We start from the raw sequence: 21,657 nt of genomic DNA, 5'->3' as shown, positions 1-21,657 counted from the left end.
GCCCCAATTCACGCAAGGACCCGCGCCATGAAACTCCTGCACATCGATTCCGGCATCCTCGGCGACAATTCGGTTTCGCGCCGTCTGTCCGCCGCCACCGTCGCCGAACTGAAGGCTCGCCATCCCGGCCTGGCCGTCACCTATCGCGACCTCGTCGCCAACCCGATCGCCCATCTCACCGGCGCGCATCTCGCGGCCGGCTCCATTGATGCCAGCCAGCACGACGCACAGATGCGCAAGGACCTTGCCGATGCCGCCGAGGCTCTCGACCAGTTCCTCGCCGCCGACATCGTGATCGTCGGCGCGCCCATGTACAACTTCTCGATCCCCTCGCAGCTGAAAGCCTGGATCGATCGCCTTGCAGTCGCCGGCAAGACCTTCCGCTACACCGAGAAGGGCCCGGAAGGGCTCGCAGGGGCGAAGAAGGTGATCATCGCCTCCTCTCGCGGCGGCTTCTACGGCGCCGGCACGCCTCTGGCGGCCATCGACCACCAGGAAAACTACCTGCGCGCGGTGTTCGGCTTCTTCGGCATCACCGATCTGACCTTCGTTCGGGCCGAGGGCGTCAATATCAGCGCCGAGCAGAAGGCAAAGTCGATCGCCGAGGCCGAGCGCGGCATTCCCGCTCTCGACATCGGACTTGCCCAGGCGGCGTGACGCCTGGGGCCGGATGTCCGGCGGTGCGTGGGGCGGCTTCCGCCAGTCGCCTCACGCCCGCCGGATGTTCCAGAAGACCGGGTTGCCGTTCAGCATGCCCGTGAGGTTGCTGCGGAACGCGGTCGGGAAGAAGCGCTGCCCGAGCGGGATATAGGGCACTTCCCGGAAGGCCAGTTCCTGCATCTGCCGGGCGACGGCCACCTGAGCCGCCATGTCCGGCGCCCTGAACCAATCGTCGCGCATCCGCTCCAGCCCGGGAATGTCCGGCCAGCCGGGCCCGGCATTGCGCCCGTGCGCGCGCAGGAAGGCATGGCCCGCCGGCGTGAACTGATCGGTGCCGCTCCAGAACGTGTGGTAGACGTTCCAGCCGCCCTGATCGACTGGGTCTGTCTTGGCGCGGCGCTGCACCACCGTCCCCCAGTCCGACAGCTGGTAGTCGACGTTGAAACCTAGCTTCCTCAAGAGGTCGGCCCCGACATCCGAGAGCGCCTTGGAGCTGGCGATCTCGGCTGCACCGAGCACCACCACCTTCTCGCCCTTGTAGCCGGCGGCGATGATCGCGGCCTTGGCCTTGTCGAGATCGCGCTGACTGGCGAGCGCCGCCATGCCGGCATCGGTCGCCATCGGCGTGCCGGGGCAGAAAATGCCGACACCGTCCTTCCACAGCTCCTTGTCGCTCGTCTGGGCCTCCATGAAATCGGCCTGGCTGACCGCTGAAAGGACGGCCCGGCGGATCGCCGGATTGTCGAAGGGCGGCACCAGATGGTTGAGCCGCATGGTGGAGATCCACCCCGTCGGATCGATCACCTTGGTCGAGACACCGCGCATGCCCTTGAGCGCCGGCAGGAGGTCGGCGTCGGGTGAATACCACCAGTCGATCTCGCCCGCGCGCAGCGCGCCCATCGCGGTGTTCGGATCCGGCATGATGCGCCATTCGATCCGCTCGAAATGGGCGACCTTCGGCCCGGCCGTCCAGTCCGGCGTACCGCCGGAGCGCGGCACGTAGCCGTCGAACTTCGCATAAGCAATCAGCGCGCCGGGAACCCGCTCGCCGGCGAGGAACCGGTAGGGGCCTGAGCCGACCATCTCGGTCACGCGCTCCATCGGCGAAGTGTTGGCGAGGCGTTCCGGCATGATCGCGCACATGTTGGGCGAGGCCTTGCCCAGCGCGTCCGGCAACAGCGGGAAGGCGTGCTTCAGGCGGAAGCGGATCGTCTTGTCGTCCGGCGCGGAGAGTTCGTCGGTCGCCGCCATCAGCACCTGACCGAAAGCGTCCCGCGCACCCCAGCGCTTGATCGAGGCGACGCAGTCGCGCGCGAGCACGGGCGCGCCGTCATGGAACTTCAGCCCGTCGCGCAGCGTCAGGTTCCAGACGCGCCCCTCGTTCTCAGTGACAGCGCCCGCCAGCATCTGCGGCTGCATCTTGTACTGGCCGTCTATGCCGAACAGCGTGTCGAAGACGAGATAGCCGTGGTCGCGGGTCGGATAGGTCGTGGTCCAGACGGGATCGAGCACGGCGACATCGGTCTGCGGCACGAATTTCAGCACATTGGCGCCCTGCGCGAGGGAGAGGCGCGGCGCGGCGAGAACCGCGGCTGAACCGCCAAGAAACAGGCGACGAGATGGGCGGAGGGTCATGGCAGTCCCCTTTGCAATCGATTGACGCGGCAGAATGGGAAGCACATCGCCGCCTGTAAAGCGGCCTGCCGATGGGACAATGCGATATCGGCGCGCGCTATCGCGGCGCGTTCCACCGGTCGGCGGCGGCATCGTCCGCGGCCTTGGCGTCCACCCAGCCGCCGCCCGCTCCGGTTTCCTCGAACTTCCAGAACGGCGCATTGGTCTTGAGGAAGTCCATGAGGAATTCGGCGGCCGCGAAGGCTGCCTGCCGGTGCTCGGACAGCGCCACCACCAGCACGATATTGTCACCCGGCTCCAGCCGCCCGTAGCGATGCACGACCAGCACGTCCTGCAGCGGCCAGCGCACCCGCGCCTCCGCCTCGATGCGCGAGAGTTCGGCCAGCGCCATGGCCTCGTAGGTCTCCAGCGTCATCGCGCCGATGCGCTCGTCGCCGGTCGCGCCGCGGCACAGGCCCGTGAAGGTCGCGACGGCGCCGACATCGACGCGGCCGGCCGTCAGGCGCTTCACCTCGGCCCCGAGATCGAAATCCTCACGCTGAACCCGAACCGCCATAGCCGATCCTAGGCCGCGACCAGTTCGGGGCGCCAGTCCATGTCGATATGGCCCGGCAGGGCCGCCACCCGTGCGACCCAGTCCCTGACGGCGGGGAAGAGGGCAAGGTCGAGATCCGCCTCGTGGGCGAGATGGGTATTGGCGTAGAGCGCGATGTCGGCGAGCGTGAAGCTCTCCCCCGCGATGAAGGGAGAGGCGACGAGTTGCGCCTCCATGCGGGCCAGCGCGCCCTCGCCCTGCTCCATCCAGTCGTCGATCAGGTCGCGCTTCAGTTCCCGCCCTCCGGGGATCAGCGACAGCCAGAAGCGCGCCTCGCCGATGGAGGGATGGTGCGAGTTCTGCTCGAAGAACAGCCAGGCCATCATCCTGGCACGCTCGACCTTGTCCTCGGGGACGAGGCGCGTGTCCTCGCCGAGATACATCAGGATGGCGTTCGACTCGATCAGGATGGTGCCGTCGCCAAGCTGGAGCACCGGCACCCGCCCACGCGGGTTCATCGCCAGGAATTCGGGCGTGCGGGTGTCGCCACGCAGGATGTCGACATCCTTCAGCACGAATGGAATGCCCAGCTGCGCCAGCGCGAGGCGCACCTTGTAGCAGTTCGCCGAGCGCTGCATGGCGTGAAGGGTCAGGTTCATACGTTCGATATAGCGAACGTTCCGGCCGAAGTCAGCCGATCGGGCGAACGAAACGGCACTCGCCGCTCAGCGCGGCGCGTCCGGGGCCGCCGCCGCCTTCAATTCCAGATAGCGCATCCGCTTCATCTCGCGCCGGCCGCCGGAAATGGCGTCCACCACCAGTCCGCAGACCAGCATGAGGAAGGCGAGCTGCATGATCGCCGCCGACAGGATGGCGGTCGGGAAGCGCGGCACCAGGCCAGTGTCGAGATAGGTGGCGACGATGGGTGCGGCGAGGCCGAGGCTCGTCCCCACCAGAACCAGCGCAATCAGCCCGTAGAAGCGGAACGGCTGAACGGTCCGGTACATATTGACCAGCGTCCACAGGATGCGCGCGCCGTCGCGATAGGTCTTTAGCTTGGAATGCGAATTCTCGGGGCGGCGGCCATAGGGCAGCGACACCTCGTCGGTGCGCAGCTTGAGGTCGAGCGCATGGACCGTCAGCTCAGCCTCGATCTCGAAGCCCGAGGACGACGCCGGAAACGACTTGGCGAAGCGCCGCGAGAACACCCGGTAGCCCGAGAAGATGTCCTTGAACGGTGACTTGAACATCGCGAGGGTGATGCGGTTGAACAGCGCATTGCCGAAGCGGTGACCGCGCCGGTAGGCCGCCTCCTCGCTGTCGACCCGGGCACCGACCACCATGTCGAGCTGGTCGCGCATCAGCAGCGCGACGAGATCGGGCGCCGCGGTCGGGTCGTAGGTCATGTCGCCATCGGCCATGACATAGATGTCGGCATCGATATCCGCGAACATGCGGCGCACCACGTTGCCCTTGCCCTGATAGGGCTCGCGCCTGACCGTCGCTCCGGCGGCGCGGGCGATGTCGGTGGTGCCGTCCGTGGAATTGTTGTCATAGACGTAAACGGTCGCGCCGGGCAGCGAGGCCCTGAAGGCCGCCACCGTTTCGGCGATGGTCGTCGCCTCGTTGTAGCAGGGCAGCAGCACCGCCACGTCGGGCAGGCCGGCGGCCGCGCCGAGCTTCTTCGCGAGATCGTCGATCAGCGCCCGCGCCGGACTTTCGGCGGCAGCGGCGGGAGAATGGGCGGCAAGCGCCTTCCTCGGCTCAGCCACGGGCGAACCTCCATGGGGCCGCGAGAATGTCGGGCTTCTCAGCGAGCGCCCGCGCCGCGAGGAAGCCGAAGAACAGGGCCATGACCATGACGCCGAGCGGCACGCCGGTAGTCATCATGGTGGCGCGCGCCATGAGCGGCACGATCCAGACCAGCGCGAGGAGGCTCTTTTCATAAGGAGCAAAGCCCCTCTCGACGCCGTGGGCTGCGGTGAAGGCTATGGCCACGCCGAGAATGGTCATGTCGTAGTCGAGACAATAGGGCGTCGCGAGCAGCGCGCCGGTGGCGGCCATGGCCGCGAGAAGCCGCCGGTCGGCGCCGCGAAACGCCATCAGCGCCAGTACGGCAAGCACCGCGCCGGTCACCGCGAACTGCGCGCCATAGGCGAGCGGCAGCGGTGCGCCGAACGAGCGGAAGGCGGAGAAGGTCGACTGGATCTTGTGCCAGCCGGTGATGCCGTCTTCGAGGATCACCGCGCGCGTGAAGCTCGCGCCCTTCAGGAAGGCGAGCCAGACCTCCGGGCCGAGCCAGAGCGTGACCCCGACACTCATGGCAGCGACCGTCGCGGCGGCGGCCGCGACCGCGCGCCAGTGGCCACCGAGCACCATGATCACGGGCAGGATCAGGCCGAATTGCGGCTTGTAGGCAAGCAGCCCGATGCAGATTCCCGCGATGACCGGCCTCCGGTCGAGCAGCAGCAGGCCGAAGCCGAGCAACCCCGCCGTGAGGAAAGCGTTATGGCCGTGGCCGAGCGTGACGAACACCGCGGGGAAGCCGATGGCGACGACGATCAGCAGGCGGTGGGCCGGCGCAATCGCCCGGATCGCGGCGAGGTAAAGCGCGAAGGTCGACGCCTGCCAGACAGCCAGCGCCGGCACATAGGGCATGGTCGCCAGCAGCGCCGCGACGGTGAGGAAGAACGGCGGATAGTGCCAGCCATAGACCTCGACATTGGGGTCGCTGAAGGCCCGGCGCTGGAAGGCGAAATGGGTCCAGGGGTCGAACAGCCCGGCGGCATCGCCCGACAACAGCATGCGCCCGGCCGTCCAGACACCCGAGAAGTCAGTGGCGATCGGCCGGCCGAAACGGTCGGTCATCGGGCCGCCGCCGATCCAGATCAGCGCCAGCCCGCCAAGGCCGATGACCGCGACGATCAGCGCATAGGCGCGCGCGCGATCCTCGGTCAGCCAGTCGCCTGAACGGATGGTCTCCAGCATGCGCGCCCCGGATCGAGTTCCGGGGCACCATGGCAGCAAGGGCCGAAGAAAAGGTTAGCCTGAAAGGTTAGCCCGAAAGGTTAGCCCGACAGGCGAACTGCGCCAGCGGCTTCAGCCGGCCGGCTGGATGTTCGCCGCCTTGATGATCTCCGCCCAGGTCTGCATCTCGCGGGCGTGATAGGGCCGGAATTCCTCCGGGTTGCGCGCGGTGATGGTGAAGCCGAGCTTGGTGATGGCTTCGACCACCGAGGGCTTCGCCAGCGAGGCGAGGATTTCCTTCGACAGCCGGTCGAGTGCCGCCGCCGGTGTCGCGGCGGGCGCGAAGAACCCGGTCCAGCTCTCGGCGTCCGCGTCGGTCACGCCCTGCTCGCGCAGCGTCGGGATGTTCGGCAGCTGGGCGTTGCGCTTCGGCGAGCCGATGGCGATGCCGCGCATCAGGCCGCCATTGATCTGCGTGAACACGCTGGCCATGGTCGAATTGGCGACGTCGATGCGGCCGCCGACGATGTCCTGCACCAGCGGCGCCGCGCCGCGATAGGGCACATGCGTCATCTTGGTGCCGGTGCGGACCATGAAAAGCTCGGTGGACAGGTGCGAGCCCGAGCCGACGCCGGTCGAGCCATAGTTCAGCTCGCCGGGCTTCTCCTTGGCGAGCGCGATCAGCTCCTGGATCGTCTTGGCCGGCGACTCGTTCTTGACGACGAAAATGTGCTCGAACGCACCCGCGCCCGCGAGCGGGGCGAAATCCTTCACGGCGTCGTAGCCCGGCTCCTTCATCAGGAACATGTTGTTGCCGTGCGTCTGGTTGTTGCCGAAGGTGATGGTGTGGCCGTCCGGCTCGGAACGCGCGACCTGCCGGGTGCCGATGGCGCCGGACGCGCCGCCAAGGTTCTCGACCACGACCTGCTGGCCAAGCACGCCGGAAATGTCCTGCGCCACGATGCGGGCGATGCCGTCCGTCGGTCCGCCGGCCGGATAGGCGACGACCATCTTGATCGGCCGGGACGGTGCCCAGGTGCCCTGCGCCGACGCGCTGCGCACGAAGGCCGGCGCGGCAAGCGCCGAGCCGATGCCGAGAAGAACGTTGCGCCGCGAGCTCATGCCGGTGCCAGCCATTGGATGCCTCCCAAAAATGATGGCTTCTATGAACGATTTGCGCTTGTTCGGCCCGTGGGGCGCGACTAAACGTCCCGCCGGACTGCCGAGGGCGTCCGCGGGAAATTTTACCGTGGTCTTAGCCCGCCTTCGGAGAATTTCAAACCCGGAGCCCACCGATGGCCTTTCTTGCCGATGCCCTCCAGCGCGTGAAGCCCTCCGCGACCATCGCCATGGCGCAGAAGGCCCGTGACCTGAATGCGCAGGGCAAAAAGGTGATCTCACTCTCAGCCGGCGAGCCCGATTTCGACACGCCGGACAACATCAAGATGGCCGCCGTCAAGGCGATCGCCGACGGCAAGACCAAGTACACGGCCGTTTCCGGCATCACGGAACTGCGTCAGGCCATCGTCGCCAAGTTCAAGCGCGAGAACGGCCTCGACTACAAGTGGCAGCAGGCCATCGTCTGCACCGGCGGCAAGCAGGTCCTGTTCAACGCCTTCATGGCGACGCTGAATGCCGGCGACGAGGTGCTGATCCCGGCCCCCTACTGGGTCAGCTATCCGGAAATGGTGGCGCTCTGCGGCGGCACCCCGACCTTCGTCTCGGCCGGCCCCGAGACCAACTACAAGCTGACCGCCGAGGCGCTCGACAAGGCGATCACGCCGAAGACGAAGTGGTTCCTGTTCAATTCGCCGTCGAACCCGACGGGCGCGGCCTATACCCGCGAGGAGCTGAAGGCGCTGACCGACGTGCTGGTGAAGCATCCCCATGTCTGGGTCCTCACCGACGACATGTACGAGCACCTCGTCTATGGCGACTTCACCTTCACCACGCCGGCTCAGGTCGAGCCGCGGCTCTACGAGCGCACGCTCACCATGAACGGCCTGTCCAAGGCCTATGCGATGACCGGCTGGCGCATCGGCTACGCCGCCGGCCCCGAGCAGCTGATCAAGGCCATGGACCTCGTCCAGGGCCAGCAGACCTCGGGCGCCAACACCATCGCCCAGTGGGCCGGCGTCGAGGCGCTGAACGGCACGCAGGATTACATCCCCGAGCGCCGCAAGGCCTTCGAACAGCGCCGCGATCTCGTCGTGTCGATGCTCAACCAGGCAAACGGCCTGTCCTGCCCGACGCCGGAGGGTGCCTTCTACGTCTATCCCTCGCTCAAGGGCGTGATCGGCAAGAAGACGTCCGCCGGCAAGACCATCGCCACCGACGAGGACTTCGCGATGGAACTGGTCGAGAGCGAGGGCGTCGCCATCGTTCACGGCTCGGCCTTTGGCCTCGGCCCGGCCTTCCGCCTGTCCTATGCGGAATCGACCGAGACGCTGACCAAGGCTTGCGAGAAGATCCAGAAGTTCTGCGCCGAACTGCGCTGAGCAGGTAACGCAACACCCATTTGCCCGGACGGCGCGACGGCTGACTGCCGCTGCGCCGTTCGTGCATGGTGGCTTGCGTTCGAAAATCGCCTATGCGTCATTTGACATGGCCGCTGCGGCCGCAACCGCCTAGGAGTGGCCTGTTCCCCGGAGAACCGTATCCCGCATGGTGCTCGGCCGAGAATTGCCCTTCCACGTCGCATTGCGCGGCGTCTCGGCACCGACGCTTGCCATCGGCGCGATCATCGCCACGGTCATCCTCGCCGCCTGGGTGAACTTCCGAGGCGCGGAATCAGCGCGCCTTGCCACCCATTCCCTCGATATCCGGGCCAATGCAGAGCGCGTCCTCGGCCAGATCCGCGACGCGGAGACCGGCCAGCGCGGCTATCTCCTCACGGGCGACCGCAAATTTCTCGAACCCTACGAAGCGGCCGTCCGGGTGGCGCCCATCGAGATCGATTCCCTCGCGCGTCTGGTCGCCGACAATCCCGAGCAGGCCGGGCGCGTCGCGGAGATGAGGCAGGTCATCGACGAGAAGATGGCGGAGCTTCGGGCCGCCATCGACGCCTTCAATCGCTCGGAGCGGGCATCCGCGGTCGCCATCATCGCCCGGGGCACCGGCAAGGTCGCCATGGACCGCATCCGCGACATCATCCGCGACATGAAGATCGCCGAGGACGAGTTGCGGGCGCGCCGGGACGAAAACGCGCAGCAGCGCCGCCTGATCGGCTCCATCCTCAGCATCGCCATCCTGTCGCTGCTGGTCTTCCTGGGCTGGCGGCAGATCAGCGTCACCATCCAGCGCAACCGCGAACTCGACGAGGCCAATGTCGCGCTGGAAGAACGCGTCGAGGCGCGCACTGCCGAGCTCTCCTCCGAAAAGCTCCGTGTCGAGGCGCTGCTGAGCGATGTCAGCCATCGCGTCGGCAACAATCTCGCCATGGTCTCGGCGCTGATCAGCCTCCAGGCGCGTCAGTCGGACAGCCCTCAGGTCAAGCAGGAACTCGAAAAGGCGCAGTTGCGCATCCAGGCGATCGCCGCCGGTCAGCGTCGCCTGCGCCTCCATGTCGAAACCGACGAGGTCGATGCCCGCCCCTATCTGGAAGATGTCCTGGCCGAGATCAGCCGCGCGATGGGCGAGCGCGCGGTCTCCATCAGCCTCGACATGGAGGACATCCGCCTGTCGGGCCGCGAGGCGGTGTCCTATGTCGTGCTGGTCAACGAACTTGTGACCAACGCGCTGAAACACGCTTTCCCGAATGGGATGGCTGGCACTATCCGCGTCGGCCTGCACCGGTCGGGCGACACGACGGGCGGGCTCATCCTGTCCGTTGAGGATGACGGCGTCGGCCAGGCCCCGGCCAAGCCATCGACCGGCCTCGGCAGCCAGGTCATTGCCAGCATGACCCGCAGCATGCGCGGCGAAGCAGCCAGCGGTCCGGCCCATCCCGGCGCGGAACGGCAGGGTTGGCGCACCACGATCCGCTTCGCGCCGCGCACGGAGGCAGCACCCGCCGCGTGATTTTTCGCGACCCGCTTGAACCTTTCCACCCGAATCGCCGACCCATGAGCAAGTGAGCGGCTTCAGGGCCACTCTTCGCGGCAGTCTCCGGCGACTTGGTACCTCTCGCCGGGATGTCCAACCACTTCGGAATGCCGCCCGGCAGGCTGCCGGTCACCGGCCGATCGATCCCGGGAGCACCCCATGCCTCTCCCGCTGCCAGCCTCGATGCTGACCGGCACGCTGATGCTGGCCGGGCTCTCCGGACTTGCCGGCGATCAGGCGCAACCGGCGCCAAACGATCACGTCCTCTACTGTTCCGGCTGCCTCTGCGACACGCAGCGGCCGGTCATGTCCGTTCCCGGCGCGTGGGTGCCGAGCGGCACGATGGGCACGCGCACGACCCTGCGCTTCGTGCCGACCGACCCCAACCGCCGCACCGCCTCGTCCTGCCGCCCGCCGGCGCGCGGATAATCGCCGTGGCGCGCGTCCGCTGAACCTTTCCGTCGCCGGCGGCGACCCATGGTCAAGTTCACGGCAACAGGACGCCACCGACCGCGTCCCACCATGGAGACCTCGCCATGACCCTCCGCACCGCGCTTTCAGCCCTGGTCCTCGCCGCCGGTTTCGCCGCCTCGGCGGAGGCCTCCAGCGCCGGCCTCTCGCCTGCCCAGTCGCTCGGCGCGCGTCCGGTGACCTATTGCGGCCCGTGCCTGTGCACCGCCAATCCGCCGCAGATGACCTCGGCCGGCGACTGGGTGCCGAACGGCCAGATCCTCGCAGGCTCGACCGTGCTGAAGTTCCGCCCGGCCGGTCAGGCGGTGTCCGCCCCGACCGCCTGCCTCGGCGCGAACTGAACCGGGCGGCCGTTCAGGCCGACATGGCCGTGAGCGTCGCCCGCATGTGCTCGAACACCATGTTGATGGCCTTCAGCGGCCGGATCATCACCTTGAAATTGACGATGCGATCATTGGCATCCCAGGTGATGATATCGACGCCGTTGACCTCGATGCCGTCGACGACGGTCTCGAATTCCAGCACGGCGGAGTTCGGCCCGAACCACTCGTTCCGATAGCGGAAGTGCCCGTTATTGAGCACCTGGAACGCCGCCGTCAGGTAGCGCGCCGTGATCGCCTTGCCGACCTGCGGCGTATGGACCACCGGCGACTGGAACACCGCCTCGTCCGCCAGCAGCGCGTTGAGGCCGGCAATGTCGCGGGCTTCGGCGACCTCGTGCCAGCGGCGGATGGCAGCGGGAACGGCTGCGGCGGTCGATGCGGACATGGCGGCTCCTCCGGAAGGCCGCCACGCTAGGGCAGCGCCGCCCGGCCGGGAAGGCGCCGCGCCTCGCTCCAGCCTCCGTCAGACGACCGATAGCTGCCAGGCATACTGGTAGCGGCCGTATTCCGTGCTGGTCACGCCGTTGCGCGTCGTTCCGGGAAAACTGTCCGGCGGATCGACAACCGCCACACGGAGCAGCTTGGTCTCGCCGGGCTTCATCAGGCCCTGATGGACCGCCGCCGCGCCGATCGTGGAATCGCCGCTATAGATGTCGGTACCCCAGAGCTGCCCCTCGGTGACGCCGGTGACACGGAAATAGTAGATGACGCCGACCTTCTCGCAGAGCCCGTGCATGGTGGCCGGGGCGTCGGTCGCGACGTAGTTCCTGTCAAGGAGATCGCGGAGCTGCCGGCGCGACAGCTTCCCGCGCCGGTCGAAGTAGGACACCAGTTCCTGCACGACTTTCATGGCTTGTCCCCTCGCTGCATGGTGACGACCCGACCATAGGGCGGCTGGAAGCTCGGATAGCTGCGCGGCAGGGCCCAGAGCACCGCACAGGGCGGCCTCTCCTGCGGGTAGGAAATCTCGCCGTCCGTGATGACCACGACCGCGTTGACGCGCGGGTCTTCCGCCAGCGCGGCCAGCGCGGGCGTCATGTCGCTGCCGCCATAGCCGGAGACCGAATATTCGGCGAGCTCGGCGGCGGAGAGCTCCTCGTCGGAGGTGACCGCCATGTCGCACTGGACGAGGCGGATGACGTCGATGCCGGCGGCCTCCGAGAAGTCGGCTATGGCGCCGAGCGCGACGGGAATGTCGTCGGTCATCGAGGCCGAGGTGTCGAGCACCACGTTCAACGCCCACGAATGCCGCCGGCGGCCGGGAAGCACCATGTCGCCGAGATCGTCCGCGCCGCGCCGGGAAGCGCGCGTGAAGGTCCGCTCGCCCGGCGAGACGCCTTCGAGCCAGGTCTGCATCGCCGCCTGCCAGGGCGCATGGGTCAGCCCGCGCAGTGCCCGGACGTTCTGCTGCTCGCCGCACGGCATATGGCCCCGGCCGCGGAGCGAGCCCATGGCCTTCGCCAGCGCCATGCCCCTGACGGCGAGATCGCGGATCGCGCGGGCGCGCTCGGCAGCATCCTCCGCATCTCCCGGGAACATCTCGCGCTCCCGCGCCGCGTCCAGCACGTCGCCGGCAGAGCCAGATGGCGCCTGCGACGCAGCGTCGAGCAGTTCGCCGACCGAGATGGCCCTCCCCTCCCAGACCTGGCTGCGCGACGACATGAAGCGACCGCTGCGCCGCATCTCGAGGACGATCTCCTCGGCCGACTTCTCGCGCGCGCCCGGCATGTCGAGGCCGCCGGCGGGGATGGCGGCGACGCCCAGCGCGTGCCTGAGCGTATCGTTGATGATGTAGTCGTGGGCGTAGTTGAACTCGAGCTGGCCGGAGCCCTTCGCGCGCTCGTGCGTGCGCAGCGCGAGGTGCAGCAGTTCGTGCGCCAGCACGAAGACGAGATCGTCTTCCGACAGCCGCGCGGTGAAATCGGGATTGGCGACCAGCCGCCCCGAGGCGAAGACGCCCATGGTCGGCACGCGCGTGTCGATCTCGACGCGCACGGCCGCCGCAAGGCCCGACAGATGCGGCAGCGGCACCGTCACCATGCGCAGCCCCCGCGCGATGCGCGTCAGCGTCGCACGTTCGCCCGGCATCATGGGGACCGCGGCACTCATGCCGCCGTGACCTTGCGCAGGAGATCGAACAGGGCGCGGTCGGCACCAAGTGCTCCCCACTTCTCGACCATGTCGGCGACCAGCGTCAGCTGATGCTCCGACGACAGGCTTTTGAGAAAGCGGTTGACCACCGCCGGCTTCAGATGATCGGCGCGGCCGTCACGCACATGCTGGCGGATGCAGTCGAGCACGAACCAGCGGGCGGAATCGCCCTTGGGCAACAGATCAGGCTGGCGCAGGTAGTCGTCGAGCGGCCGGATCGCGCCTATCGCCTCCTCGGCCAGCGCGCAGAACACCACAGCGTCCTCCGGCGAGAGCCGGCCGAAGGCCAGCGCCCGGCGCGTGTCGTTGCCGAGCAGGTTGGACTTCTCGGCGAGATCCAGCGCCCGCGACAGCTGCGCCCAGGCGCGCGGGGTCGAGAACGGCACCGGGTCCGCCGGCACCGGGCGCATCAGCGCATCGGGGATGGTGCGGACGAAGCTGCGGATCTCCGCGCGGATGCCGCGCTGCTGGGCCCAGACCAGCCATTCATCGACATCGATCTTCAGTTGCAGGATCGTGACGCGGTTGACCAGCGCCGAGCTCATGGCCCGGACCAGAGCGCGGTCCTGCAGGCGGTTGCCGGCGGCGACGACCCAGGTTCCGGGCGGCAGCGCGTGCTCGCCGAGCCGGCGCTCCAGCAGCAGCGAGTAGAACGCCTTCTGGACATCCGGCGCGCAGGCCGGCAGCTCGTCGAGGAACAGGCAGAACGGCTCGGGCTTCTCCGGCAGCAGAAGGCGCGGCGGACAGAAGACCGAGCGCTCGCCGACGATGCGCGGCACGCCGCTGACGTCCTCGGGCGCGATCTGCGTGCCCAGCAACGAGCGGCACGGCAGTCCAGCCTCGCGCGCTGCCTCGTAGACCATCTCGGACTTGCCCATGCCTGGTGCGGAGAGCAGCAGGAAGCTCTGCTCGTGGGCCATGCACTGGATCAGTTTCTTCGCCTGCCGGAGCGTGACGGCCTCGTCGAATGCGGCGCGGATGCCTTCCATGGACCCCTCCCGACATGGCGAATGCACGCCATGACATCGGCATCTAGGAGAAGCCGGAAAACAGCGCCAGAGCTGGCCTGGAACATTATTTTTCGGTCATTTTCGCCCTGTTATGGCAGCGTTCAGGAAAGACAGGCCGCATCCCGCAAACCGCACGCCATGCGCGTATCAGGAGCGCGAAGCGCGCATTTGGAGACGCTTGTTAACCAACTTTTAACCTTGTCGTTGCCGTGCCCCCGCGCCGCTCCCTAGTGTCGGGATGGGGACGTGGAGACATGGCAATGCGCCGCCTGGTGATGACCTTCTGCGGGATCTATCTCGCCGCCGCCGCGCTTGCCGCGGCGACCACGGGCCATGGCCTGATCGAGCCCGTGCCCGGCTATCGCCTCTCGATCTTCTGGATGTCGCCGGACACGCTGGAGGCGCGGATCGACGCCCTCGTCGCCGCCGGCCGCATCTTCGAGGCGCAGGTCTATGCCGGCACCCACGCCGTTTCCTGGGCGGTGATCCTGACGCTGGTCCTGGTCGGGGCGCTGCGCGCCTTCATCGGCCCCAGCGTGCCACTGGCCAACATTCGCTCTTCCGCCGTGGTGCTCGGCGGTCTCGCGGGGCTGGTTCTGCTGGCCGCCGTGGCGCAGCCCCTTCTCGATGAGGCCAGCCGCATCCCCTCGGCTTCGACGACATTCTCCTCGATGCCCGCCTACTGGCTGTTCGGGATGGCGCTCTCGGCGGCCATCGTCGCGGCGCATCTGTCGCTGCTCGCCCACGACATCGCGCTCCTCGCGCGCCGCCGCCTGTTCGGCGAGGCGATCGCCGAGCCGCTGGAAGCCTAGATCGGCACGCGCACCGTCGCCCGGAGGCCGCCGAGCGGGCTGTCCGACAGGGTGATGTCGCCGCCATGCGACCGGGCGATGTCACGGGCGATGGCCAGCCCCAGCCCCGAGCCGCCCTCGTCGACGTTGCGCGCATCGTCCAGCCGCAGGAACGGCTTGAACACGTCCTCGCGCCGGTCGGCGGGAATACCCGGCCCGTCATCGTCCACCGTGACGGTCAGCCAGCGGTGGTCGCGATGGCCGACAATGGCGATGGCGTCGCCATAGCGCGCGGCATTGCCGACGAGGTTGGCGAGGCAGCGGCGGAAGGCGTCGGGCCTCACCGTCACGATCGGCTCGCCGTGGAAATCGGCCGAGACCTTGTGGCCGGAGCGCTCGGCATCGGCGGCGAGCTCCCTGAGGAAGGCTTCCATGTCGGTCGGCGCCGGCGGCTCGCCGGAATCGCCGCGCGCGAAGGCGAGATAGCCCTCGACCATGCGGCCCATTTCATCGACGTCGCGGCGCAGCGCCTCCGTCTCCGGCCCTTCGGACAGCAGCGCCAGTTCCAGCTTGAAGCGCGTCAGCACGGTCCTCAGGTCATGGCTGACGCCGGCCAGCATGGTCGTGCGCTGGTCGATCTGCCGCTCGATGCGCCGGCGCATCTCGATGAAGGCCTGCGCCGCCGCCCTCACCTCGCTGGCGCCACGCGGGCGGAAGCCGACCACCTCGCGGCCCTTGCCAAAATCCTCGGCGGCCGCCGCCAATGCCTGGATCGGCCGGATCTGGTTGCGCAGAAACAGGATGGCGATGCCGATCAGCACCAGCGAGGCGATCACCATCCAGACCAGGAAGATGTGGCTGTTCGAGGCATAGGCCATGCCGCGCCGGGCGAAGACCTTCATGACCGAATTGTCTTCGAGCTGGATGCGGATCTCGACCAGCGCCGAATTGCCCACCGTATCGATCCAGAACGGCCTGCCGACCTGCAGCGCGATCTCGCGGGACAGCGCGCCGTCCAGCACGTCGAAGAACGGCTTTGGGCCGGAGATCGGCAGCGGCTCCGGCGGCAGGATCTCGACCATCAGGTTCAGCCGGTCGCGCGCGATGCGCCGCAGCGTCTCGTAATCGCGGTCCTGCGGATAGGTCTTCTGGATGTCGATGAGCGCAGCGATGTCCTGCGTCACCGCCGCCGACAGGCGGTGCGTCACGAGCTGCCAGTGCCGCTCCATGAACACATAGGCGACGACCGACTGGAGGATCACGATCGGCGCGATGACGATGATCAGGGAACGGGCATAGAGCCCCTTCGGCATCAGGTCGTTGAATCGGCGCCCGGCCGCCTCCCCCAACCCCGAAAAACGGGTGGCGAAGTTGGCGATCAGGCCGCGAAGGCCGCCATAGGTCGATTGCGGGCGCTCGATGGTCGACATGGACGGAGCCTATCACGCCGCCGCCGAAGCCGCGAAACGGTGGCCTCGCGCATGCCTCCCTCGGGGCAATCGCCGCAATTCGCCACTGATCCGGTCACAATGCCGCGGCCAATCCGCCGCAGTTCAGACGGAAACGTCTTTAGAACCATACAATTCGCTTGAAAAAGGCGAAACTTCACGATTCAGTGATCCACATAGGGGAGGCGTCGTTCACGCCTCAGGGGGATTGAGTTGGCTGTCGATGATGCGGGTCGCGCGCCCTTTGCGCGCGCGCGGTCTCATGTGTTTGCCGGCCCATGGCTGGAGCGCTTGCGTACTGCACTGTCGCGGCCGGCCGCGACTCTCATTCTGACCCTTGCGGCCATCACGCTGGTCTGGACCGCCGCGTGGATGCAGTGGTGGCTGAACGATCTCGTCGTTCCCTGGGATTCCAAGAACCAGTTCTACGCGTTCTTTCGCTTTCTCGCGGGCACGATCCATGATGGCGGGACGCCCTTCTGGAATCCCTACCACTATGCCGGACACCCGAGCATCGCCGACCCGCAGTCGCTGATCTTCTCGCCGCCCTTCCTGGTCTGGGCGCTGTTCGATCCCTCGCCGTCGCTCTTCGCTTTCGACTTCATCGTCTTCGCCCACCTGCTGGTCGGCGGCCTCGCCCTTGGCGTCTATGGTCACCGCCATGGCTGGCCGGCCGCCGCATCGGTGCTCGCCGCCGCGATCTTCATGCTCGGCGGCGTTGTCGCCGGTCGCATGAACCATGTCGGCATCATCACATCCTTCGGCCTGTTCCCACTGGCCTGGCTGCTGCTGGAGGCCTCCCTCGACCGGCGCTCGTTCCTTGCCGCCATCGGCTTTGCCGTCATCGCCGTGATCATCGCGCTCGGCCGCACGCAAACGCCCCTGCTGCTGTGCTTCGTGCTGGTCGTGCTCGCCGCGCGGCATATTCTCAACCAGCCCTCGCCGGCCCGCTTCGCGCTGAGCCGCCTGCCGCTATTCATCGTCATGGGCCTGACCGGCGTCGCGCTGATGGCGGTGCCACTGCTTCTGACCGCACAGTTCGCCGCCTTCTCGAACCGCCCGGCCATCGACCTCCAGAACGCGCTGCTCTCCTCCTGGTATCCGGTGAACGCCGCGAATTTCATCGTTCCGAACATCTTCGGCTCGATCCAACAGGCGGTGCTTGGCGACTGGGGCCCGGGCCACGGCACCCGCCCCGGCCTCGACGGCACCGACCGGGCCTTCAACTACCTGTTCGCGGGTAGCTTCACGGCCCTGCTCGTGCTGTGGCACGGCCTTGCCGGCGGGCGTCTCTGGGCCTCGGGCCGGCGGGTCATGGCCGCCGTCGCCGTTGGCGCCCTCGTCTATGCGCTCGGCCGCTACACGCCGATCTTCCCCTGGCTGTTCGAGCACGTTCCGGGCATCTCGCAGTTTCGCCGACCGGTCGGCGGCCTGTTCATCCTCGTTCTCGCGCTGGCCTACCTCACGGGGCACCTGCTCTCCGACTATGTCCGCAAGGGCCTGCCCCGGGTGCCGCCGGTCGTCCTCGCCGTCGGCACGCTGGCGGTGGCGGGCCTGCTCGGCTGGGCCGTCCATTTCTCGGCGGGCTCCGGCAAGGCGGTCGACGCGATGATCGCCATCGCCAAGGTCGCGCCCATCTACGTCGGACTGATCGCCCTGCTGCTCCTCGCCCGCGCGCCGCGCGCCCGCCTTGCGGCGGCAACGCTCGCGACGGTGTTCACCGCCGGCGAGCTGGTCCTGCTCAATGCCGGATCCTCGCTCAACGCCGAACCGCGCACCAACTACGCCTTCCTCGAGCGGCCGAGTGGCCGCGACGGCTCGATCATCGCCACGCTCACCCGCGAGATGAAGCGCCAGCCGCACGGCGCCGTCCGTCCGCGCGTCGAGATCGTCGGGCTCGGCGGACCCTGGCAGAATGCCGCGATGGTCTATGGCTTCGAGGCCACCAACGGCTACAACCCCCTGCGCATCGGCTCCTACGACCGGCTCGTCGCGCCGGGCGAAAGCCCCTACACGGTGTTCCACCGCCGCTTCCCCGCCTCGTTCTCCAGCTATAGCTGCGACCTGTCGCGGGCGCTCGGCCTCGAATACATCGTCCTCGACCGGCCGATCGAGCTGATGCCGCACCTGCGCCAGTGGCAGACGATCGAAACCATCATGGATGGCCCGCAGGCCTGGATCTATCGCCTGCCGCAGGCCGAGCCGCGTGTGGTCCTGTCGGGTGTCGTGCGTGTCGCGGATGCCGACGCCTTCGTCGATGCTGGCCGCTTTCCGTCCGTCTCCGGCTCGGAGGTCATGGTCGATGACGACGACGACCTGAGCCAGACCTATGCGGCCTCGCAAACTTCGCCTCCCGCAGCCGATACCGCCGGCAATCCGCGGCCGGTCACGGCTCAGGCCAGACCGACCGGCCCGCTGGCCGCGCTGGTCGCTCCCGTTCCGACACGGCCGCCCGGCCGCGCGGAGATCGTGTCCTGGCGCCCGGACCGGGTCGAGGTGTCCGTCGAGAGCCGGCTGACCGCTGTCCTGACGCTGCACGAGCCCTGGTATCCCGGCTGGCAGGTCGAGGTGGACGGCGTCCGCAAGCCGCTCCTGCGCACCGACGTCCTGTTCCGCGGCGTCGAAGTGCCGGCCGGCGCAAGCCGCGTCGTCTTCACCTATCGGCCGCTATCCCTCGAAAACCTGAAGGCCGCCCTCGACGGCGTCCTCGGCCGCGAGGAGGAATAGCGTACGGCCTCCGGAGTTCTCTGATGCTCCACGCATTCAACATCAAGAATGTCCGGCGGGTCCTTCATGACCGACCAGGCGAGCACAAGAACGCGAAGAACGAGGATGCAGTGACATCCATGGTGTTCACGCCTCTTGTCTTCATGACGACAAGCGAAGCCTCCCGTTGCCTGGCCCTCGCTCTGGGGCCGGGCTTCACAGCGGTAGCAGGCGAGATGAACTTCGCGTCGCACCACGTGGATTTCTGGCCATCCGACCTCAGCGCGTCGTCATGGAACCAGCGGCAAGACGCAAGCAGATGCGAGCCAGACGTCGTGGTCCGATTCCGGAATGGCGACGGCGCCTACCTGGCCGTGCTCATTGAAATGAAATGGGACTGGAAAGTCACCGACGAGCACCTGACGCGAGAAGTCGCCCGGCAGCGCGCGGCGATCCGAGAGGATCACCGGTGGGCGAACGCGACAATCGTGACCGCAACTGTCGCGAAACACTACCCCGGACGGCCGGCCGGAATTGATGTCGCAACCACCTGGATCGATATCCTGGCGCGACTGAAAGATCTTCAGAGGCGCACCGGAACACTAGCCGACGGCCGTCCGTTGCACGTCTGGGCGGAGCTGGTTGGGAACTTCCTTGAGCGAGTAGACATTCGAGCGTTCCAGGGGTTCGCCGACTGGGCGGGACTTCAACCGACTTTTCCGCAATCTCCTGTCTTCTACAGGAGCGCGTCATGACCGCGCGTGTCCCGTGCCCTATTGCAGCGGCTTTTTCCAACTCGCGGCGGGCAGGCGTGGAAATCGAGCGCCTGATCGATGACTTTCGAAGTCTGCTGCGAGAGCGGGTCCCGGCCGCTTTCGATCTGGAATATCAAGACAATGAAGAAGAGCCAGATTGGGACTGGAGTTGCTTTCAATACACTGAGCATTGCTCATTCAGCTTGCCCGTGCGCGGTCGCAGGCGCGCCACGCAGATCGCCCTGCATTTTGACCTGGCAAGGCGGCAGGATGACAGGGCGAACTGGGCATGGGCTGACTGCGCGCTGCTCGCGGTAGCCTACGCTCCCCTGCCCTTCGGCAATGAAGACGCCTGGGATCTCGACAGCCTGGCGGTAGGTGCGACGGGCTTGCCTGGTTTTGCGAGCAACCCGCGCTACCAGAACCTTTATGAGCTCCACGCTGGCGGGCGGGTTTTCTCAGCCCGAAGCGGGTCGCCGTCGCCGACATGGATGCAACGGAGCTGGGGATTCGGCGTGCCCCTCATGGCGCTCTCCGATCGAACCGAACTGGTCCGTCATGCTGTTGATCCGTTCACGCGCATCCTAATCGACGATCAGGATGCCGAGCAGGCATTGGCTGGCACCGCAGCGGTCATCTGGTCATCACCGGGCTCGCCCTCACCGGCACGCCGATAGCGGCGCCGGGCGGAGCAGGAACACCCGGTCGTCGCTCGCCGCGAGATCGGGGCTCGATCCGTGCGCGCCCTCGACCTCCAGCCGTTCCACGGAAACGCGAACATCGTCACCGCGCAGTTCCAGCTGGAATTCGCCGGCATCGCCCTCGCCGGCGCAGTCGGCGGCCGCCCCGTTGGTCGTACAGATGCCGTTGACGGCATAGGCGTCACCATCGCCGCGCAAGCGGAAGCCGATCCTCACCGTAAACCGCTCCGCGCCGTTCTCATCCGGCACCGACACACGCTCGCGACGCAGATGGATGCGCGTCACCTTCTGGCGCGGATTGCGGCGCAGATGCGCCTCGTCATAGCTGCGGCCAAGGCAGGGATCGCTCGCCGGCGCGCGGCCGGACAGACGGAAATAGACCTGACCGGCATGGGCGGGAGCCGCGAGGAGCATTACGGCGAGGCAGGCATTCACCGAAACACGCACGGGCTGTCTCCTTCGTATCCCGATCGCCATCCACCGGCCTCCCAGCATTCCAGAGCCTGCGCAGGTTGACCACGCCACCGACCGGGCCCCTGCCGCGCAGTGTCGCGACAAGCCGGGCCGGTGCAACGACGCGCCGGACAATTGCTAGCCAGCGGATGTTTCGCCTCCGCGCCGCGAAAACCGGCGGCGCGGGTTTCACGGTCCCAGCCCCGTGTCAGGCAGTCTTGACTTTCATTGCAAGCAAATAAAAAGTGCCTGTTATGAACATTGCCAATCAAACGGCCCCCCGAAACGCCGAGCAGGAATCGTTGCGCCGCATTGGCGAACGCATCCGCGAGGCACGCCAGGGCCTCCGCATGACACTGGACGATCTCGGCAGGGCCGCCGGCCTGTCGACGACCTTCCTGTCGCGCCTGGAGCGCGGTCAGGTCGCCTGCTCCATCGGCAATCTGTTGCAGATTGCCGGCGCGCTCGATCTGGCTCCGGCCGCCTTGTTCGATAGCGAGGCACCGCAGCGTGCGCCGTTCCGCGTGGTTCGCGCGGGCGAGACGGAGACGCCGGCTGCCCACTCGGGCAAGGATGGCGATGGTTATGCATGGACGCAGCTCGCCTCGGGACGCCGCGACCATCTGATGGAAGCCTTCCGCCTGCGCTTTCCGCAGGGCGGCGCCCACGGTCCGCTGGTGTCGCATCCGGGCGAGGAATTCTGCTTTGTGCTGTCCGGCACCGTCGCTTTCCAGATCGGTGACGAAGTGGTGACGCTGGCCGCCGGCGATTCCATCCATCTCCAGTCGACCACGCCGCACATGGCCTGGAGCGCCGGGGCGAACGAAGCCGAAATCCTGATGATCACGGCCATGGAGCACGAAAGCGCCATGGCGGTCGAATGGTGGGCGCGGCACGGCGCCGCGATCCCACGCCAGGGTCCGCCGGGCGCGGCGGACAATTGAAGC

At 67.4% G+C, this 21,657-nt stretch carries 22 protein-coding genes; 10 read left to right on the top strand and 12 right to left on the bottom strand.

The features are described 5' to 3' along the window. The first annotated feature begins 27 nt into the window (after positions 1 to 27). Positions 28 to 657: an FMN-dependent NADH-azoreductase gene (locus JNK84_RS02375; RefSeq protein ID WP_293420150.1), complete on the top strand. Its 630-nt coding sequence runs from the start codon at positions 28 to 30 to the stop codon at positions 655 to 657. A 51-nt stretch (positions 658 to 708) separates the two neighbouring features. Here the strand turns inward: JNK84_RS02375 and JNK84_RS02370 are convergent, their stop codons facing one another. The 6 genes from JNK84_RS02370 to JNK84_RS02345 all read right to left on the bottom strand — a co-directional run bounded on the left by JNK84_RS02370 (position 709) and on the right by JNK84_RS02345 (position 6,934). Continuing rightward, positions 709 to 2,295 (bottom strand): ABC transporter substrate-binding protein, encoded by a 1,587-nt coding sequence (locus tag JNK84_RS02370; RefSeq protein ID WP_293420148.1) that lies wholly within the window; start codon positions 2,293 to 2,295, stop codon positions 709 to 711. Between the two features lie 97 nt (positions 2,296 to 2,392). Further along, positions 2,393 to 2,851, bottom strand: a complete 459-nt coding sequence (locus tag JNK84_RS02365; protein WP_293420146.1) for a molybdenum cofactor biosynthesis protein MoaE — start codon at positions 2,849 to 2,851, stop codon at positions 2,393 to 2,395. A gap of 8 nt (positions 2,852 to 2,859) precedes the next feature. Next, positions 2,860 to 3,489, bottom strand: a complete 630-nt coding sequence (locus JNK84_RS02360) for a glutathione S-transferase family protein (protein WP_293420144.1) — start codon at positions 3,487 to 3,489, stop codon at positions 2,860 to 2,862. A 66-nt stretch (positions 3,490 to 3,555) separates the two neighbouring features. Beyond that, positions 3,556 to 4,602: a glycosyltransferase family 2 protein gene (locus tag JNK84_RS02355; protein WP_367272198.1), complete on the bottom strand. Its 1,047-nt coding sequence runs from the start codon at positions 4,600 to 4,602 to the stop codon at positions 3,556 to 3,558. Beyond that, positions 4,595 to 5,818 (bottom strand): glycosyltransferase family 87 protein, encoded by a 1,224-nt coding sequence (locus JNK84_RS02350; RefSeq protein WP_293420141.1) that lies wholly within the window; start codon positions 5,816 to 5,818, stop codon positions 4,595 to 4,597. The genes JNK84_RS02355 and JNK84_RS02350 overlap by 8 nt, the downstream gene beginning before the upstream one ends. Positions 5,819 to 5,929: 111 nt before the next feature. Next, the gene (locus JNK84_RS02345; protein WP_293420138.1) at positions 5,930 to 6,934 is read right to left on the bottom strand and encodes a Bug family tripartite tricarboxylate transporter substrate binding protein; all 1,005 of its coding nucleotides are present in this window, start codon (positions 6,932 to 6,934) and stop codon (positions 5,930 to 5,932) included. 158 nt (positions 6,935 to 7,092) lie between these two features. Between JNK84_RS02345 and JNK84_RS02340 the strand changes: the two genes are divergently transcribed. The 4 genes from JNK84_RS02340 to JNK84_RS02325 all read left to right on the top strand — a co-directional run bounded on the left by JNK84_RS02340 (position 7,093) and on the right by JNK84_RS02325 (position 10,653). Further along, positions 7,093 to 8,295 carry a pyridoxal phosphate-dependent aminotransferase gene (locus JNK84_RS02340; protein ID WP_293420135.1) on the top strand — a complete coding sequence of 401 codons (1,203 nt, stop codon included), beginning with the start codon at positions 7,093 to 7,095 and terminating at the stop codon, positions 8,293 to 8,295. Positions 8,296 to 8,461: 166 nt separating this feature from the next. After that, positions 8,462 to 9,817: a sensor histidine kinase gene (locus tag JNK84_RS02335; RefSeq protein WP_293420132.1), complete on the top strand. Its 1,356-nt coding sequence runs from the start codon at positions 8,462 to 8,464 to the stop codon at positions 9,815 to 9,817. A 183-nt stretch (positions 9,818 to 10,000) separates the two neighbouring features. Further along, positions 10,001 to 10,270, top strand: a complete 270-nt coding sequence (locus JNK84_RS02330) for a hypothetical protein (RefSeq protein ID WP_293420129.1) — start codon at positions 10,001 to 10,003, stop codon at positions 10,268 to 10,270. A gap of 107 nt (positions 10,271 to 10,377) precedes the next feature. Next, positions 10,378 to 10,653, top strand: coding sequence for a hypothetical protein (locus JNK84_RS02325; protein WP_293420126.1), 276 nt, complete (start codon positions 10,378 to 10,380; stop codon positions 10,651 to 10,653). 13 nt (positions 10,654 to 10,666) lie between these two features. On the opposite strand, the gene JNK84_RS02320 is transcribed toward JNK84_RS02325, so the two are convergent. The 4 genes from JNK84_RS02320 to JNK84_RS02305 all read right to left on the bottom strand — a co-directional run bounded on the left by JNK84_RS02320 (position 10,667) and on the right by JNK84_RS02305 (position 13,835). Continuing rightward, positions 10,667 to 11,080: a nuclear transport factor 2 family protein gene (locus JNK84_RS02320; RefSeq protein WP_293420123.1), complete on the bottom strand. Its 414-nt coding sequence runs from the start codon at positions 11,078 to 11,080 to the stop codon at positions 10,667 to 10,669. 78 nt (positions 11,081 to 11,158) lie between these two features. Next, positions 11,159 to 11,545 carry an LCCL domain-containing protein gene (locus JNK84_RS02315; RefSeq protein ID WP_293420120.1) on the bottom strand — a complete coding sequence of 129 codons (387 nt, stop codon included), beginning with the start codon at positions 11,543 to 11,545 and terminating at the stop codon, positions 11,159 to 11,161. After that, the gene (locus JNK84_RS02310; RefSeq protein ID WP_293420117.1) at positions 11,542 to 12,804 is read right to left on the bottom strand and encodes a vWA domain-containing protein; all 1,263 of its coding nucleotides are present in this window, start codon (positions 12,802 to 12,804) and stop codon (positions 11,542 to 11,544) included. The genes JNK84_RS02315 and JNK84_RS02310 overlap by 4 nt, the downstream gene beginning before the upstream one ends. Then, a complete protein-coding gene (locus tag JNK84_RS02305) occupies positions 12,801 to 13,835 on the bottom strand; it encodes a hypothetical protein (protein WP_293420114.1) in 1,035 nt (344 codons plus the stop codon). Before JNK84_RS02305 ends, JNK84_RS02310 begins: the two co-directional genes overlap by 4 nt. A gap of 275 nt (positions 13,836 to 14,110) precedes the next feature. On the opposite strand from JNK84_RS02305, the gene JNK84_RS02300 reads away from it, so the two are divergent. Continuing rightward, on the top strand, positions 14,111 to 14,668 hold the full coding sequence (locus JNK84_RS02300) for a hypothetical protein (protein WP_293420111.1): 558 nt from the start codon (positions 14,111 to 14,113) through the stop codon (positions 14,666 to 14,668). Here JNK84_RS02300 and JNK84_RS02295 read toward each other — a convergent pair. Next, positions 14,665 to 16,077: an ATP-binding protein gene (locus JNK84_RS02295; RefSeq protein ID WP_293420108.1), complete on the bottom strand. Its 1,413-nt coding sequence runs from the start codon at positions 16,075 to 16,077 to the stop codon at positions 14,665 to 14,667. The two genes, JNK84_RS02300 and JNK84_RS02295, sit on opposite strands and share 4 nt — an antisense overlap. A 309-nt stretch (positions 16,078 to 16,386) precedes the next feature. On the opposite strand from JNK84_RS02295, the gene JNK84_RS02290 reads away from it, so the two are divergent. From JNK84_RS02290 to JNK84_RS02280, 3 genes are read left to right on the top strand one after another with little or no spacing between them, the layout of a single operon-like run. Continuing rightward, positions 16,387 to 18,822: a hypothetical protein gene (locus JNK84_RS02290; protein ID WP_293420105.1), complete on the top strand. Its 2,436-nt coding sequence runs from the start codon at positions 16,387 to 16,389 to the stop codon at positions 18,820 to 18,822. Between the two features lie 23 nt (positions 18,823 to 18,845). Next, a complete protein-coding gene (locus tag JNK84_RS02285) occupies positions 18,846 to 19,556 on the top strand; it encodes a hypothetical protein (RefSeq protein ID WP_293420102.1) in 711 nt (236 codons plus the stop codon). Next, a complete protein-coding gene (locus tag JNK84_RS02280) occupies positions 19,553 to 20,233 on the top strand; it encodes a hypothetical protein (RefSeq protein ID WP_293420099.1) in 681 nt (226 codons plus the stop codon). Before JNK84_RS02285 ends, JNK84_RS02280 begins: the two co-directional genes overlap by 4 nt. Here JNK84_RS02280 and JNK84_RS02275 read toward each other — a convergent pair. Further along, complete coding sequence (locus JNK84_RS02275) at positions 20,216 to 20,704, bottom strand: hypothetical protein (protein ID WP_293420096.1); 489 nt, start codon at positions 20,702 to 20,704, stop codon at positions 20,216 to 20,218. The genes JNK84_RS02280 and JNK84_RS02275 overlap by 18 nt on opposite strands. Positions 20,705 to 20,964: 260 nt before the next feature. Here JNK84_RS02275 and JNK84_RS02270 point away from each other — a divergent pair, with 260 nt between their 5' ends. Next, positions 20,965 to 21,654, top strand: a complete 690-nt coding sequence (locus JNK84_RS02270; protein ID WP_293420093.1) for a helix-turn-helix domain-containing protein — start codon at positions 20,965 to 20,967, stop codon at positions 21,652 to 21,654. The last annotated feature ends 3 nt before the right edge of the window (positions 21,655 to 21,657 follow it).

Source organism: Phreatobacter sp. (assembly GCF_016793595.1).
In the GTDB taxonomy this organism is placed as follows: domain Bacteria; phylum Pseudomonadota; class Alphaproteobacteria; order Rhizobiales; family Phreatobacteraceae; genus Phreatobacter.
The sequence above is the reverse complement of the archived record's forward strand: the minus strand, read 5'-3'. Positions and strand labels throughout refer to the sequence as shown.

Bases quoted from the DNA above. Each gene is read 5' to 3' on its own strand.
- JNK84_RS02375 (WP_293420150.1), top strand. From the start codon at position 28: ATGAAACTCCTGCACATCGATTCCGGCATCCTCGGCGACAATTCGGTT.
- JNK84_RS02370 (WP_293420148.1), bottom strand. From the start codon at position 2,295: ATGACCCTCCGCCCATCTCGTCGCCTGTTTCTTGGCGGTTCAGCCGCG.
- JNK84_RS02365 (WP_293420146.1), bottom strand. From the start codon at position 2,851: ATGGCGGTTCGGGTTCAGCGTGAGGATTTCGATCTCGGGGCCGAGGTG.
- JNK84_RS02360 (WP_293420144.1), bottom strand. From the start codon at position 3,489: ATGAACCTGACCCTTCACGCCATGCAGCGCTCGGCGAACTGCTACAAG.
- JNK84_RS02350 (WP_293420141.1), bottom strand. From the start codon at position 5,818: ATGCTGGAGACCATCCGTTCAGGCGACTGGCTGACCGAGGATCGCGCG.
- JNK84_RS02345 (WP_293420138.1), bottom strand. From the start codon at position 6,934: ATGGCTGGCACCGGCATGAGCTCGCGGCGCAACGTTCTTCTCGGCATC.
- JNK84_RS02340 (WP_293420135.1), top strand. From the start codon at position 7,093: ATGGCCTTTCTTGCCGATGCCCTCCAGCGCGTGAAGCCCTCCGCGACC.
- JNK84_RS02335 (WP_293420132.1), top strand. From the start codon at position 8,462: ATGGTGCTCGGCCGAGAATTGCCCTTCCACGTCGCATTGCGCGGCGTC.
- JNK84_RS02330 (WP_293420129.1), top strand. From the start codon at position 10,001: ATGCCTCTCCCGCTGCCAGCCTCGATGCTGACCGGCACGCTGATGCTG.
- JNK84_RS02325 (WP_293420126.1), top strand. From the start codon at position 10,378: ATGACCCTCCGCACCGCGCTTTCAGCCCTGGTCCTCGCCGCCGGTTTC.
- JNK84_RS02320 (WP_293420123.1), bottom strand. From the start codon at position 11,080: ATGTCCGCATCGACCGCCGCAGCCGTTCCCGCTGCCATCCGCCGCTGG.
- JNK84_RS02315 (WP_293420120.1), bottom strand. From the start codon at position 11,545: ATGAAAGTCGTGCAGGAACTGGTGTCCTACTTCGACCGGCGCGGGAAG.
- JNK84_RS02310 (WP_293420117.1), bottom strand. From the start codon at position 12,804: ATGAGTGCCGCGGTCCCCATGATGCCGGGCGAACGTGCGACGCTGACG.
- JNK84_RS02305 (WP_293420114.1), bottom strand. From the start codon at position 13,835: ATGGAAGGCATCCGCGCCGCATTCGACGAGGCCGTCACGCTCCGGCAG.
- JNK84_RS02300 (WP_293420111.1), top strand. From the start codon at position 14,111: ATGGCAATGCGCCGCCTGGTGATGACCTTCTGCGGGATCTATCTCGCC.
- JNK84_RS02295 (WP_293420108.1), bottom strand. From the start codon at position 16,077: ATGTCGACCATCGAGCGCCCGCAATCGACCTATGGCGGCCTTCGCGGC.
- JNK84_RS02285 (WP_293420102.1), top strand. From the start codon at position 18,846: ATGCTCCACGCATTCAACATCAAGAATGTCCGGCGGGTCCTTCATGAC.
- JNK84_RS02280 (WP_293420099.1), top strand. From the start codon at position 19,553: ATGACCGCGCGTGTCCCGTGCCCTATTGCAGCGGCTTTTTCCAACTCG.
- JNK84_RS02270 (WP_293420093.1), top strand. From the start codon at position 20,965: ATGAACATTGCCAATCAAACGGCCCCCCGAAACGCCGAGCAGGAATCG.